The 15357-nt window shown below is 44.1% G+C and carries 13 protein-coding genes; 2 read left to right on the top strand and 11 right to left on the bottom strand.

The features are described from left to right. Nucleotides 1-64 precede the first annotated feature (64 nt). Nucleotides 65-658: a pyroglutamyl-peptidase I gene (gene pcp / locus P855_RS0102540; protein ID WP_028782120.1), complete on the top strand. Its 594-nt coding sequence runs from the start codon at nucleotides 65-67 to the stop codon at nucleotides 656-658. Between the two features lie 261 nt (nucleotides 659-919). Here pcp and egtB read toward each other — a convergent pair whose 3' ends face one another. The 3 genes from egtB to P855_RS0102520 all read right to left on the bottom strand — a co-directional run bounded on the left by egtB (nucleotide 920) and on the right by P855_RS0102520 (nucleotide 6376). Continuing rightward, nucleotides 920-2173, bottom strand: a complete 1254-nt coding sequence (egtB, locus tag P855_RS0102535; protein ID WP_028782119.1) for an ergothioneine biosynthesis protein EgtB — start codon at nucleotides 2171-2173, stop codon at nucleotides 920-922. Nucleotides 2174-2209: 36 nt separating this feature from the next. Further along, nucleotides 2210-3802 carry a BCCT family transporter gene (locus P855_RS20275; RefSeq protein WP_084315604.1) on the bottom strand — a complete coding sequence of 531 codons (1593 nt, stop codon included), beginning with the start codon at nucleotides 3800-3802 and terminating at the stop codon, nucleotides 2210-2212. Between the two features lie 702 nt (nucleotides 3803-4504). Continuing rightward, entirely contained in the window at nucleotides 4505-6376 is a 1872-nt protein-coding gene (locus P855_RS0102520; protein ID WP_037985579.1) for an OPT family oligopeptide transporter, read from the bottom strand. Between the two features lie 300 nt (nucleotides 6377-6676). Between P855_RS0102520 and P855_RS0102515 the strand changes: the two genes are divergently transcribed. Next, a complete protein-coding gene (locus tag P855_RS0102515) occupies nucleotides 6677-7375 on the top strand; it encodes a DUF421 domain-containing protein (RefSeq protein WP_028782117.1) in 699 nt (232 codons plus the stop codon). 110 nt (nucleotides 7376-7485) lie between these two features. On the opposite strand, the gene P855_RS0102510 is transcribed toward P855_RS0102515, so the two are convergent. From P855_RS0102510 to P855_RS21460, 8 genes are all read right to left on the bottom strand, one after another. Further along, nucleotides 7486-8526: a zinc-binding dehydrogenase gene (locus P855_RS0102510; protein ID WP_028782116.1), complete on the bottom strand. Its 1041-nt coding sequence runs from the start codon at nucleotides 8524-8526 to the stop codon at nucleotides 7486-7488. Nucleotides 8527-8576: 50 nt separating this feature from the next. Further along, a complete protein-coding gene (locus tag P855_RS22445; RefSeq protein ID WP_235062600.1) occupies nucleotides 8577-8861 on the bottom strand; it encodes a hypothetical protein in 285 nt (94 codons plus the stop codon). Between the two features lie 51 nt (nucleotides 8862-8912). Further along, nucleotides 8913-9035, bottom strand: a complete 123-nt coding sequence (locus P855_RS22595; protein ID WP_268744476.1) for a hypothetical protein — start codon at nucleotides 9033-9035, stop codon at nucleotides 8913-8915. 239 nt (nucleotides 9036-9274) lie between these two features. Continuing rightward, nucleotides 9275-10723 (bottom strand): sodium:solute symporter family protein, encoded by a 1449-nt coding sequence (locus P855_RS0102500; RefSeq protein WP_028782115.1) that lies wholly within the window; start codon nucleotides 10721-10723, stop codon nucleotides 9275-9277. Continuing rightward, nucleotides 10713-12350, bottom strand: coding sequence for an amidohydrolase (locus P855_RS20265; protein WP_051353048.1), 1638 nt, complete (start codon nucleotides 12348-12350; stop codon nucleotides 10713-10715). Before P855_RS20265 ends, P855_RS0102500 begins: the two co-directional genes overlap by 11 nt. A 32-nt stretch (nucleotides 12351-12382) precedes the next feature. Next, the gene (locus P855_RS0102490) at nucleotides 12383-13714 is read right to left on the bottom strand and encodes an aspartate aminotransferase family protein (protein WP_028782114.1); all 1332 of its coding nucleotides are present in this window, start codon (nucleotides 13712-13714) and stop codon (nucleotides 12383-12385) included. A 447-nt stretch (nucleotides 13715-14161) separates the two neighbouring features. Continuing rightward, nucleotides 14162-14827, bottom strand: coding sequence for a 5,6-dimethylbenzimidazole synthase (gene bluB / locus P855_RS0102485; protein ID WP_028782113.1), 666 nt, complete (start codon nucleotides 14825-14827; stop codon nucleotides 14162-14164). Nucleotides 14828-14847: 20 nt separating this feature from the next. Next, nucleotides 14848-15357, bottom strand: a complete 510-nt coding sequence (locus tag P855_RS21460; RefSeq protein WP_051353047.1) for a histidine phosphatase family protein — start codon at nucleotides 15355-15357, stop codon at nucleotides 14848-14850.

The raw sequence follows: 15357 nt of genomic DNA, 5'->3' as shown, positions 1-15357 counted from the left end.
AGAACTTTTGACCGAAAATCCGTATAGACTTAACCCATTACTAAGGACAGGAGGAGTAAAGCTAATGAAAGTTTTGTTGACTGGATTTGAAGCCTTTCTCGGCCTGGAATCCAACCCTACTGAATATATTGTGAAAGAACTGGACGGTATAACATTTGGGGAAAAGAAAATTATCGGACGCATTCTCCCTGTTGATTTTCAAAAATCAAAGGACATTATTCAAGACCTCATTACAGAACATAATCCAAACCAAGTCATTTCACTTGGTGTAGCAGTAGGAAGAAATAGAATAACGCCTGAACGTATCGCGATCAATTGTATGGATGGAGAAAAAGACAATACAGGTAACAGCTTTATAGATAAACTAATTTTTGAAGATGGACCGGATGCTTATTTTTCTACTTTACCGATCAGAAAAATGGTGGCCGCCTTGAAAGAACAATCGATTCCTGCAAAAATCTCCAACACCGCTGGTACCTATTTATGTAACCAGGCGATGTACGCAGCTCGCCATTACATTGCTTCCCATGACCTTGATATAGAAGCCGGATTCGTTCATGTTCCAGCTCATCACGACTTAGTTCTAGATAAGCCTTCTGTTCCGTCATGGGCGTTGGATGATTTAAAAAGAGCAGTTGAAGTGATTCTTTCGACTTAAAGCAGCGATATGTCTTTCGCTGCTTTCTTTTTTAACTATCATTTCTAACTAGAATTATATCTCCCCAACCAGTTGCAGAAACATGCTCGCTATATAAAAACCGAAAAGCCATTTCCTACTGTAGTAAAGCTTTAACTTATCAGAGGACAATAACCATCCTACCTTCACTTCACAGAAGAAGCTTCTTTTTTTCCAATAAAGAGCCACTCCCAATATAGGAGCGGCTTCTATAATAAAAATATCTAAAACCAGCTTCCTGCCCTAGCCATTATCAGCCAGCCGGAAACCGCTGAATTGCCATTTCATATCCGGGTAGAAAAAGTTCCGATAGGTCAGGCGCGTATGAGAACGAGGGGTTACACACGAACCGCCTTTCAGGACTATCTGGTTAGCCATGAACTTTGCATTATACTCTCCCAGAGAGCCATCAAGAGGCTTATTTCTTGGATAAGGGACATATGGACTTTGCGTCCATTCCCACGTTTCACCAAAAGCCTTATCAAACATTCCTCCATTATAATAAGCGTTCGGGTGATAGCTGCCGTTTTCCATGAAGTTCCCCTCTATTGCCTGGTCTTCCATAGCATATTCCCATTCCTGCTCGGTCGGCAAACGTTTACCAGCCCAGCGTGCGTAGGCATCCGCTTCATAGAAGCTCACATGAACGACAGGTGCATGCAAGTCCAGTTTTTTCAATCCTGCTAATGTGAAGATATACCATTCTCCACCCTGTTTGACCCAATATTGGGGATGGCTCCACTTCTCTTCATTTACCTTCTGCCAGCCATCCGACAGCCAATATTGGGAGGTTTGATACCCATTGTCATTGATAAATTCGAGAAACTCCCCATTTGTAACCGGGCGATTCGCAAGCCGGTATGGTTCCAGATAGGTTTTATGACGGGGCCCTTCATTATCAAAAGCGAAACCATTACCATCATGACCGACTTCGACTAGACCACCTTCAATGTCTTGAAAGCGGAGTTCCGGTGCTTGTGATGACGGCTGGTCCTCTCTTTCCTGGAAAGCAGGATAGAGAGGATTGAAGGAAAAATTATATTTGATATCCATCAGAATCAATTCCTGATGCTGCTGCTCATGATGAAGGCCGATTTCCACCAGCTGTTTAATTTTTTCTGCCTCCTTTCCTTCCATCTTCTCCAACAATTCCAGCAATTGCTCATCTACATATTTTCGATAGTTCAATGTCTCGGCCACTGTCGGGCGGGTGATCGCCCCTCTCTGGCTTTGTGGATATGGTTCCCCGACAGTTTCATAATAGGAATTGAACAAATAATTGAATTCGTTATTGAAATGCTGATAACCAGACTGATAGGTTTCCAAGATAAATTTTTCAAAGAACCACGTTGTATGGGCCAGATGCCATTTCGTCGGGCTGACATGGGCAGCCGCCTGGACCATAAAATCTTCGGTGTTTAAATTAGACACCAGTTTTTCCGTGTGCCCTCTGATTTCCTTATATGCCTGCGTCATTTCTCTCAAAGTAGTTTCCATCATTTATTTCTCCCTTCCATTTTACCTTTGAAATAGTTAGTTGGATACCTTTCTCTTCTCGGCCTCGACAGGACCTGGCTGATAACCAGGGCGGGAAACATGCGCGTGGTTTACAATTCCTTTCACTGTCGAAACTGCCTGGACGATCACAAAGAAGAGTACAGGAAAACCTGCGACGGTCGCCATTTGCTTGACCGCATCCACTCCGGTGATTTCTCCCCCGGTACCCGCAGTGATCGTCAGGAGTGCCATCAACCCCATCACAACACCCCAGAATATTTTCACTTTGGCCGGTGGCTCTGGACTCATAATTGTGTTGCCTGTTGTTGTCAGTGCTGAAACAGTGGTGGTCAATGAATCAGCCAGGGTGGTAAAAGAGATAAAGATCGTAATTAACATAAGCCAGCTGATGATTGTTGATAATGGCAATTGTTCAAGGAAAACGAACAATGACAACTCAAGACCGCCTGCTTCATTATTAATAAGGTTCCACAGCTGGCCGTCACCTTTCCAATCGAAGAAAATAGCGGAACCCCCAAATGCCCAGAACCAGAGCATGCCAAATAGCGAAGGAAGCAGTAAGTTGACGACCACAAACTGACGTAATGTCCTGCCGTAAGCTAAACGAGCCAGGAACATCCCCGTAATCGGAGCATAGGCAAGCCAGATGGCCCAATTGAAAATCGGCCACCACCTCGGCCAATCGGAACCTTCCATCGCACTCATCCAAAGAAAGCGCTGTGGCAGATTAGTCAAAAAATAACCCGTCGACTGTGTTCCAAGATTCAAAATGAAAACAGTCGGGCCAAACACAAACACGAATACGAGCAAGAAAAGAAAGATTTTCGTATTCTGATCAGCCAGGAACCGAATCCCTTTTTGCAGGCCCGTATAACTGGAAATTACATAAGTAGCCGTTATGACCGCAATCAATAACCCCCACATCAGAGGCCCTGTGCCTAACCCGGTCAGATGAGCGATACCGCTGCCAATCTGAAGTATGCCTTCTCCAAGCACGGCTGCCATTCCTCCGGCTATAGCAAACATAGCCAGGATATCGACCAATGTACCAATCCATCCGAACGCCCGCTTTCCAATCAGGGGATACAACGTGGCACTGATACTGTAAGGAAGTTTCAGATTATAGTGAGCGTAAGCGACAGCTATGCCTGATAATACATAAATGGCATATGGAGCTAACGTCCAATGGGTCAGAGCGGATGAAAGTGAAAAAACAGCCGCCTGTTCGGTTTTAGGTTCTATCCCTAGTTCCTTCGGTGGAGAACTGAAGTGTGTAATCGGTTCTGCAAGCCCCCAGAATAAAATCCCCACTCCAATACCGGCAGTTAGGGAAATCGCAAACCAGGTATACTTTTTCACGATTGGCTGGGCATCCGGTCCTCCAAACTTAATGGACCCGAATCTTGAAAAACCTAAGTATAAACAAAGAAAGATGATTAAAAATACCGTCAAATTGAACAGCCACCCGAAGTTGATGAAAGCAAAGTCTACAATGGCTGTCTGCGCATCGTAAAAACCTTCGGGATTAACAATTCCCACCAGGACGGTGATGGTTAATAGAATAGCCATGGGCAAAAAAACTGCCCACCTGATCCTTTTTGTTTCCATAAACGTTGAAAAGCCTCCTATTCATTTTTGAATGTTCATACAACATGAACTCTTTAGCCACCTTCCCATTTGTTAGAAAATTAAAACATATACAGTTCTTTTCAATATCCTTTTGTCTGCACAGAAACAGCTTACCTATAATACTGACAAGCCTTTTTAGTCACAATTTTTATATACCGAACCGTTAAACTAAGGAAGGAATAGAGGTTGCAAACCTTTTGTAATTAAACAAAAAGCGTCCAGTATGGAAATTAAGTTCCACGCTGAACGCTAATTTTCAAAGGGCTTCAGTTCTCAGTGCCCTCAAATAACACTCGTTTTATGTATACTATTTACTTATGGACCACTCGACATGGATTTGCACTTATTTTCTTTCTTACCTCATCCGTGAACTGGAACGGTTCCTTCCTAACAGGTGCGCCCTTCTCCCCCCATCCCTTATACAGCTTACTGCCATCGAAATACATCGGTTTTCCTTCCATCATAACCCTCCCTGTTAATTATATGTTACGCGCCAAGTTCAATAGTCCTATACAACCAGGACTATTGAACTTGTTAAAACTATATTAACAGAATTTTCCCACAATGTGTTAACTTTTTAGATTACCTCATACATATTCCTCTCAACTATCTGCCAGTCACCACAAAAAAAGCCGCAGCTCCTTGCGCTTGGCAAGAAACTGCGGTTTTTCTTTCTAACTATTAAGTTGTTTTACGATTAGCTGTGAAGAACAGAATGCCAGTGACGATAGCCATTGCAACTAAGGAAACCCAAGGTCCCGTCAGTGCTTCTTCCGGCATCGTGAATCCTGCAGTTACGGCGATGGCGATGATGACACCCATCAATGCTTCCCCGGCGATATAACCGGAAGCAAGCAGGATTCCGCGTTCGTTTTTCTGCTGGCGTACTTCAGGATTCTTTTCGCGACGGTCGATCCAGCCCTTGACGATTCCACCAAGCATGATTGGGGAAGTCAGGTGGATCGGCAGGTAAAGACCGACAGCGAATGGCAAGGAACCAATGCCGAATAATTCAACGGTGGCAGCCGCTGCCATTCCGATCAGGATCAGGTTCCAGGGAAGGTCTCCCTGCATGATTCCTTCAACGACCATAGACATCAATACAGCCTGTGGTGCTGGCAGTTCAGAAGAACCGAAGCCATAGGCGTTATCCAATAGAATCATAATGAATCCGATCAGGATACTGGCAATCAATATCCCATACAATTGCGCGATCTGCTGCCATTTTGGCGTTGAACCGACAATGAAACCGGTCTTCAGGTCCTGCGAAGTATCCCCGGAAATAGCCGCTGCGATACAGACGACACTCCCGATGATGATCGCTGTCAGCATTCCTTCTTCTCCTGTAATCCCGAATCCTTTTAAAATCACAGCAACAAAAATCAAGGCTGCGATTGTCATCCCCGAAACAGGGTTAGAGGAACTCCCCACGACACCGACAATCCGGGCGGAAACGGTGACAAAAAAGAATCCAAAGATCAAAATCAGGATAGCGCCCAGGATCCCAACCTCGATTTGCGGGAAGAAGGCCAGGATACCGATTAACAGGATCGTCAATCCAACAATCAGGGACATTGGGATATCCTGGTCGGTACGCAAGGTTCCCTGTTGCATATCCGCATCTTTGTACCCTTTAACCGCTCCAACGAATGATGAAAATATGGTTGGCAACGTTTTAAGCAGGCCAATGATACCTCCGAATGCAACGGCACCGGCGCCGATATAGCGCAGATAGTTATCCCAGATGGCATGGTAGTCCATCTCGGAAATAGGAGTTGTCGCAGGCACTATCGGATCGGTGGCAAACTGACCGAAATAACTGATAAGTGGTATAAGTCCAAGCCATCCGAGTACCGCACCTGCGAACATGATTCCGGCGATACGCGGACCGATGATGTATCCGACAGCAAGAAGTGCCGGCATCGTGTTCATTCCGATAGCGGCATTTTTAAATCCTGCAATCGAAGTTTCTACTGACGCAGGAAATGCTTTGATCGCATCCGTCAATACTTTGAAGGCAGCACCGATTCCCAGTCCGGAAAAAACGATTTGTGCCCCTTTTCCTTTTCCTTCCCCAGCGACAAGTACCTCGGCACAGGCTGTCCCCTCCGGATAAGGAAGCGTATGATGTTCATTGACGATCAAGGCTTTTCGCAGCGGGATCATCAGGACGACACCCAGAATTCCCCCGGCAACCGCAATGATGCCCATCGTAACAAGGCTCGGCTCCATGTTCCAGATAAATAATGCAGGCAGCGTAAAAATGACCCCCGCCGCTAATGCCTCACCGGATGAGGTAATCGTCTGGACAATATTATTTTCAAGAATCGATTGGCGGCGCAGAATCACACGCAGAATCGCCATCGAAATAACCGCTGCTGGTATCGAAGCAGATACCGTCATCCCGACCAATAGGCCAAGATAAGCATTCGCCGCTCCGAATATAAGTACTAATAGTGCACCCACAAGTAATGCCAGAAACGTAAATTCCGGCTTTTTCTCACTTGCAGATACATATGGTTTAAAATCTGTAGGCTTATTCGATTCAGCCATATGAATCCTCCTTTTATACATGAACAGAATAATTCCAAAATACAAGATAACACAAGATAGCGCCACCAGAAAACAGGAATTATGTACCTTTTTACATTTCACAGCCAGAAAGACAGGAATAAACCGCTTTACACTGATTTTTCTGCAAAATCCTCAACACTATTCGCACGCCTCTAAATGGGTCCGCTTATAAGAACGTATTTACAACTTGTACTTCACTCCTCTTTATTCCATGTATAAATTCCTCGTTCTACATTCATAATAAAGGCTAAACCTCATTTCAGAAGGGAGCACTTCCTGGTGTCCGTAATGGTACTGATCCTCAGACTGGCTCTTGCCTTTATTACGTTATTGGCTTTAACAAGACTAATGGGCAGAAAAGAAATTTCCCAGATGACTTTCTTTAATTTTATTTCAGCTATTTCTATCGGAACCATTGGCGCATCATTGGCAATCGATTCCACCCTAAGTGTGCGGAACGGTCTTATCGCCCTAATCGCCTGGAGTGCTTTTACGATAGCCCTTGGATACTTGGATATTAAATCGAAACCGGTCCGTACCGCTATCGAAGGGCAGCCGCTCATTGTAATCAGGAACGGTAAGATTATGGAAAATGAACTACGCAAAACACGACTTGATATGGATGCTTTACATGTTTTATTACGAAAAAAGAATGTATTCTCTGTATCTGATGTGGACTATGCTATATTCGAAACCGACGGCACGCTTTCTGTTTTAAAACACCAAGCGAAACAACCGCTAACTAAAGGCGATAGCAACACTCCATTAAAAACAGCAAATATTTCTTCTATTCCAACAGCTGTTATTAACGATGGAAAAGTTAACAGCCAAAATTTAAAGAAACTGGACCTTGATCAGAAGTGGTTAGACCAGCAATTGAAAGGAGCAGGCATTACATCGGTAGCTGATGTATTTTATGCGGAGATCCAAAAAGATGGCTCACTATATATCGATACCAATGACGATGTTCTTCACTAAAACAAGGACTCATCAAACAAAAAGCAAGTATCCATCCTTTTCCCGGATGATACTTGCTTTTTATATGAAAGAACAGCAATTACCTTTGTAAAATTAAATAAAAGTAAAGTCTATTCTTCAGGAAGCAATATAATTTTCCCTAACTTCCCCTTATTTTTAAAATATACTTGAGCTTCTCTTGCTTTTTCTAAAGGAAAGGTTTTGTCAATGACAGGCTTAATTTTCCCTTCTGATATCGCCTGAAGCATATTTTTAAACTCTGCCCTCGTGCCCAGCACAGATCCATACATGGTAATATGTTTGAGGTACATCGTTCTAAAATCAAGATTTGTCTGCTGGCCGCCAGCAGATCCTGAAATACAGAACTTGCCTCCTTTCTTAAGAACCTGAAGAGAAATGGAAAACAAAGCATCTCCTACCACATCCAGCACGGAGTCGACCGGGCCTCCATTCACCTCTAAAATTTCTTCGGAAAGCGTATCCGATTTATATGATAATACGTGTGTGGCTCCTAATTCCTTCATTCTTTCTTCACTTTCCAAGTCACCAATGATCGCGATCACTTCAGCACCAAAGACTTTAGAGGCAATTTGTACATTTAACGATCCTACACCACCATTTGCCCCAGTTACCACAACCGTCTCCCCAGGCTGAACTTGAATTTGTTTGACCATATGCCAGGCAGTTAACCCGCTCACTGAAAAGACAGCACTCTCTGAATAGCTGGTGAGGGGCATATCATAGCAAAGCTCTGCTGGCCAAACGACATATTCGGCATAACCCCCGTCGTATTCTGAACCTATAAAAGACATATCCTCAGCGATATGTTCGGAACCTTCTTCTCCACTGGAGGTAAAGGGAAATAACACAACATCTTTATCCATCATCGATTCCTCTACCAAATTTCCCACTTTTACTATTTTTCCTGTAATGTCAGATCCAGGTGTACGTGGAAACTGGACTCCTTCTGGTCTCCATCCAGATTTAGAACCGGTGCCGTAAGCCCCTTCCCGCATCCAGATTTCTGTGTTATTAATCGCACAAGCTTTTACTTTTACAAGGACTTCATTTTCTTTCGGCTCGGGTATGGGAGTTTCCACTACTTTTAATTGATCTACTCCTCCGTAACCTGTTACTTGTACCGCTTTCATAAAACCATCACCTTTCTTGAATTTTGATTATATCTTAAACCTTTTCACTGTCATCCTTTCGCTTCATCTTCAGTTCTTAAAGCTTGCAGAAGAACACGCTTTAAATATGGTGTCATTTCTCTTAGTTGGGCGACCTCATAAACACCTATATAATATTGGATGACCAAACCATCTACAAAAGCTACGAGCATAGAAGCTCCGTGGTCCGAGTGAATGACAGGATATGCCTTATCCTGATCCAGGTCCTGCAACTTTATTAGAAGATGGTCGACCATTTCATTGAAAGCGCTGCTGAAGGTCCCTGGATGAATTTCACCCTGGTTGTAACGGCTCAACACACTTTTAATTGTATCTATATTCTCTTCATTGTAGTCCCAGGAATCATACTAAAACGTTTCAATGAAATCTTCTACAGTCTTACTTTCATTGCCTTTGACAGCTTTCACATAGTCATCTTCCAATTGCTTTAATAACTCATCCATACCCTTGTGTGAAATTCTATGTTCCATAGAGAATGAACCTCCTTTACCGTTTTACCTTATACCCTAATGATGCCCCTGTCAGTCCTGCTTTAATAAGGAAGTCCTGATGATCACTCATGATTGATTTGAATTTTTTACAGTGGATGTAAACATTAAGATTATATATTTTCGCATAAAGTCCTGCGAATGTGCCATTCTTTAAAAACAAAAAGCACTCTGGCCTTATGAGCAGCCAGAGTGCTTTCGCTTTTCCTTATATCAAATTTTTACACTGTCTTTTTCATTTCGGAAAATATCGCATGTTCCTTTTCCTCTTGGGAAGCCAACGTAACTGTCACTAAAGTAATGATTGAAACAGGTAAACCTAGGAAAACCGGATGGAGACCGAAAGGATGACCTGCAATCTGCCAGGCTACAGCAACGATAAGTCCTGCCCACATCGCAGAGAGCCCTGCCGTTTTCGTAGTTCTTCTCCAGAATAACCCGAATAGCACTGGTGCCAAGAGACCGGATACCAGCATCGCGCTTCCAGTGATCCAGAGTGTAACCAGTTGAGGAATATATAAAGCAAGCAGTACGGACACGATGGAGACGATAACCACGGACATCCTGCTGTAAGTCAGCATTTTCTTATCACTGGCTTTGTGACCAACTCTAGGTTTAATAATGTCATTAACAATCGATGAAGAAGCAGCAAGGAAAAATGAATCCGCACAGGAAATGACCGTAGCCAATAATGCAATCAGCATCACAATCACTAACGGGAATGGTAACACCTGCCCAATGATTTCATAGTAAATCAGTGCCGGATCTATATTGGTCATATTCAATCCGAACTTGCCCAAAAATCCAATCAAAACCGCTATAGCTGCTGTCAGGAATCCGAGGACAATGGCAGCCCAAAAACCGGTTTTAGCGGTCTTAATGTCTTTAGCTGCCCAAAATCGCTGCCATACATCCTGTCTGACAAACTGGTAAGCTCCGATCGTCAGCATATAAACCAAAAATTCGGAAGTACCGATATTGAAGATGCTCAACATATTTCCGTCTTCTGCATTTCTGGCACTTTCCGCAACCGATCCCCAATCTCCAACCATGAAGAGAATGACAAATAATAAAAAGAAAATACCAACGGTTTGGATGGTTCCGTGGATCGCATCCTGAAGCATGACGGACTTGAGCCCGCCGAAATACGTTTTCAACGTTAAAAGTACCCATCCTATTAAAATCCCGGCAGTCATATTAAGGTCTATAGTCAAATTCAAAATGGTGGCGATTGCGACAAACTGCATACCTGTTATAGCAGAATAAGCGCAAAGAATACTGATAACCGTCGGAACCCTCGCACCTTCTCCGTAACGTAACGCCGTAAAGTCCCCTAATGTAACCATATTGTATTTCTCGCCAAGCAGACGAATCCGCTTTAATAAAAATGCCGCTATCACGATGGAAGTCAATGTGAATCCTATCGCAAGCCACTGCTGTCCCATCCCAAAGAGATACCCTTTTGTCATGTATCCAAGCAGAATCGAGCCCCCAATCGCCGTCCCTACAAAAGTCAATATGAGCGGCATCAATTTGGTAGAACGGCCAGCGACATTATAATCTTCATATGTTTTGGTACTCCGGTTGACAAATAAAGAAAGTCCAAATAAAAACACAAAATATACAGCGATGATCGTAATTAAAATCGTCTCTTGCTGGTTACTGAACAATAGACTCACCCTTTCGTGTTGTTGACTTACTATAAATCTTCTTACCTGCTAAGTAAGTTTCTTCTGTTTCGATGTCAAGCAGCTGTTCCGCTTCGATTTCCAGTGGATTTTGGGAAAGGACCATGAGATCAGCTTTTGCACCAGGTTTGATGACTCCCAGGGTCTGTTCTTCAAACGAACTGTATGCTGCGTCGATGGTAAAGGCTTTCAAGGCTTCCCATACACTTATTTTTTCTTCTGTCCCGGCGACTTGTCCATTCGCGGTTTTTCTAGTGACAGCACTATAGATGCCCATCCATGGGTTGCCATCGTTCACGGGTAAATCAGAATTTCCAGGTGCTACAACGCCTGCCTGTTTGAAGGACTGATGAGGGAATGCATGCTTCATCCGTTCTTCCCCTGCCTTAGCCAGGTAGTTATCACCGATATGGTAAAGAAATCCTATCGATGAGCCTGCAATTAGTTCGAGATCTTTCATTTTCCGGAGGTGCTCTGTGGTAGGAAATATGCAATGTTCAATGCGGTTGCGCATATGCTTGATAGGTGTCTTTTCGTTGATTCGTTCATAGGATTGGATGGCGACATCAATGGCTCGATCACCGATGGCATGGATGGCAATCCTTAAACCTGCTTCAATCCCGCGTTGTATAAGAGGAGCGATTTCCTCAACAGTGTTATAAAGGATTCCTGTTTCCTCTGTCCCGATGTAAGGTTTTGACACAGCTGCCGTTTTACCACCGACACTGCCATCAAGCATGAACTTCAATCCCTGGATTTTCAGCATGTCATTACCAAAACCGCTACGCAGGCCGACTTTCAAAACTTCTTCCATCGAGCCGTCGAAACCATTCTGATCAATCGCCCATATCCAGGGTCTGACCCGGACATTCAAGGTTTCCTGTTCTAATAAGGTTTGATAAACCTGCAAATCAGCGGTTTGCGTGGACATACAATGGACGGTAGTGACTCCCCAGGCGGCAAACTGGTCCTGGGCTAATTTCATTCCTCTTGCCATATCCTCCGGTCCATATTTTGGCGCTTTCAACAACCCCTGGGCTTTCTCCTGCAGCAGTCCTGTCAGCCTGCCTTGCTCATCCCGCTCGATATTTCCTCCTTCCGGTTTTGGCGTATCTTCTGATACCCCGCTTAATTCCAGTGCTTTGGAATTCGCGACAGCCATATGGGCGCATGCCCTTTTCAAGACAACCGGATGATTCGGCGCGGCCTGATCGAGATCCCAGCGCGTCGGATTACGCTTATCCACCATTTTGCTGTCATCCCAGCCCCATCCCATTATCCATTCTCCTTCCGGGGTATCGGCTGCTTTTTCACTTATTTTCTCTGTAATAGCCGCAATTGACGGAGTAGCTGTCGGCTTACAATCTACTTCTAGTAGAGTTAAACCATAAATGGACGGATGTATATGGCTTTCTATGAAACTGGGCATAAGCGTCTTGCCTGCCAAATCGATAACCTCTTTCTTTTCCTGCTTCCAGGCAAGCGCCGCTTCTGTTTCTCCGACATAGACAACTTCTCCATTTTTTACGACCACCGCACTTGCTGCAGGCGCCGTATCATCCATGGTCAATATAGTTCCGTTGATAAAAATCAGATCAGCTTCATCCATATTTCCTTCCTCCTCAGACATATTCATGTGCTTCATAGTTGTTTTTGTATGGATAAAATGGAATCATGCAGCTTATCCAATAGATCATTGATTTGCTGCTCCTTGATGATCAGCGGGGGTGCGAAGCAGATGATGTTACTGGATTCGTAGGTGACTGCTCTGCATATGACACCCCTTTGATGCAATTCCTCAATCACTTTCGGAGCCACTGCCTGATCTTTCGCGAAACTGTCATTCGTTTCCGGACCTTTAACCAGTTCGACAGCTCCCAATAATCCCTTGGCTCTTACCTCACCTACGATGTTCAAGTCCTCTTTGATCTTATTAAAACCTGCTAACAGCTTTGCTCCCATGAGCCTGGAATTCTCAACAAGTCCCTCCTTCTCGATCAGTTCAATATTTCTCAACCCCACAGCTGCAGCAGTTGGATGGCCGCTATAGGTGAATCCATGAAAGAGGGTACCTTTGGAATGGGCTTTGAGCACTTCATGAATCGAATCAGAAATTACCACCCCGCCAAGAGGCATATACCCACTGGTCACCCCTTTGGCGAAGGTCATAACGTCCGGCACAACGTCCGAATGTTCCAGCCCGAACATCTTTCCTGTCCGGCCAAAACCGGTAATGACTTCATCCGCGATAAATAAAATCCCATATTCATCGCATAATTGACGGATCTCAGGGAAGTAATCATCAGGCGGAATCAGTACTCCCCCAGCTCCCTGGATCGGTTCTGCGATAAAAGCCGCAACTGTTTCCGGACCTTCCGCTTCGAACTTTTCCCGTAACGATGCCACCGCTTCTTTCGTCGTACTTTGATAAGAAGTTTCCGCGTGGGTAAAATCATCCATCATGTGACCAGCCATCTCCCAGAACTCAGGGATACCCGTCGCACTGGTGGAGGCAGCAGCCACCCCATGATAGGCCCGCTTCAAGCCGACGATTTTCCTGCGGTTCGGCTCCCCTTGAATTTTCCAGTAGTGACGGACCAGCTTGATCGCTGTATCATTCGATTCCGAACCTCCGGAGGTGAAGAAGACAGCGTTCAAGTCAGCAGGAGCGATTGATGCTATTTTTTCAGCGAGCAGGATTCCGGGCTCATGGGTGAAGGTAGAAAATGCCGAACTGAACGCCAGCTTTTTCATCTGGGCCGCTGCAACATCCGCCAATTCCTCTCTGCCATGTCCGATATGCACATTCCATAGCGACGACATCGCATCAATATAAGCTTTTCCTTCCCTGTCTTTCAGATAAATCCCTTCCCCGCTTTCCACCAGCAGCTTGGCACCTTTCGTCTGCTGAGCCTGAATGGACGAAGTTGGATGTAAAAAATGCTTTCTGTCGAGTTCAATAAGATGATCCAAAGCACTACCTCCATTTCCTTTAGAAAACCTGTCTTGCAGCCAGGTACTTATAACGAAAGCCTTCGTACTTTCGTATACTTCAAACCTTTAAAGAAGTTAAACTTTCTTAAAGGGAAATAAAAAACCAGTCCTATGCACACGAGCAGTATTTTGAACATACTTATCTCCAGGCATAAAACTGGTTTCTTTCTAATGAAACGCTCTACTTTGAGCCAGTAGAGTCGATTAGAATAGACAGTTTTTTTACACTTCCTATGTAGTGTTTTTTATTCTAGCAAGATTCTTTTAACAGCGCAACAGATAATTCCAAATTTTCTAATAACTATACCGTGGGCGGTTTACATCTGCTATGTTACCGAATTGAATTTTTTGTTCAAAAAATAACAAAACCCCTAACCAATGCCTGAGCATCAATTAGAGGCTACCATACTTGCCTGCGACCTATAATTACTTGTTTGAAATCTGCCAGCTGCTATTATCTCCCCATCTATTTTCAAAAATAAGCTGATCTATATTGGCACGCTTTTCCCAGTTGGCTGTTTCTAAAATGGGTTTATCAGGGTAGGCATCTGTATATCCCACAGAAAGCAGGGCAATCGGGTCCACATGCGGTGGGATATCGAGAATATCCCTGATATCATTCTTTTTATAAAAACTCACCCACCCCATTGCCAGTCCTTCTGCACACGCAGCCAGCCACATGTTTTGAATCGAACATGCCGTTGATAATGCATCGGTTTCCGGAATGGAATTCCTTCCTAATACATGCGCCCCGCCTCTTGTCGGATCACAGGTTACACATATCGTCAAAGGTGCTTCTTTCAACCCTTCCACTTTCAAGCTAAGAAATTTCGATTCTTTTTCGCCTTCAAAATGGATAGCCATCGCACGTCTTTCTTTGTCAGCTGCCCAGGCTAATTTTTCTTTGATTGCTTCCGATGAAATCAGGATATAATTCCATGGCTGCATAAAACCTACAGACGGTGCATGGTGGCCGGCATGGAGAATATTTTCGATGACACTTCTCTCGATAGGTGTCTGCAAAAAGGTGCGTATATCCCTTCTCGTATAAATCACTTTATAAATAGCCTCTTTTTCTTCTTGTGTGAACATAACTCGCCCTCCTCTTTGTTTTATACCTGGACATTTATGAAACTACCATTGGAAATGACCTCACTGTCTGGTTGCGACTTTCTGTTTAGCACCTTTTCTATTTGCTGAATCACTAAACCATGCGTAACTACAATGACGGCGTCATTTTTGTATGTATGAATAAGGGCCTCCCATTCTTTTTTTACGAGCTTTTCCAACTTGTTTATTTCAATTCGATACCATTTTATAAACGTATGATTCGTTATTAACAGTTCCTTTTTTTGTCCATTCCACTGACCATAATCCAGTTCTGTAAAAAGAGGAGAAACGAAATGAGGGACCCCGGTATAGGCAGAAAGAATATGGGCTGATTCCCTCGCCCGCTGTAAGGGACTGCTGAGAATTACATCCCATCCTTCACCGACTAACCGCTCAGCACACTGCCTGGTCTGCCAGATACCAGTGGCATTGAGCGATGTCGCTGTATGACCCTGGAGTCTGCCTTCTCTATTCCAATCCGTTTCTCCATGTCTGACAAAACAAGCCCTCAT

Source organism: Thalassobacillus devorans MSP14 (assembly GCF_000496835.1).
Lineage (GTDB): Bacteria > Bacillota > Bacilli > Bacillales > Halobacillaceae > Thalassobacillus > Thalassobacillus devorans_B.
Note: the sequence above shows the minus strand (reverse complement) of the source record. Positions and strands in the feature narration are given on the sequence as shown.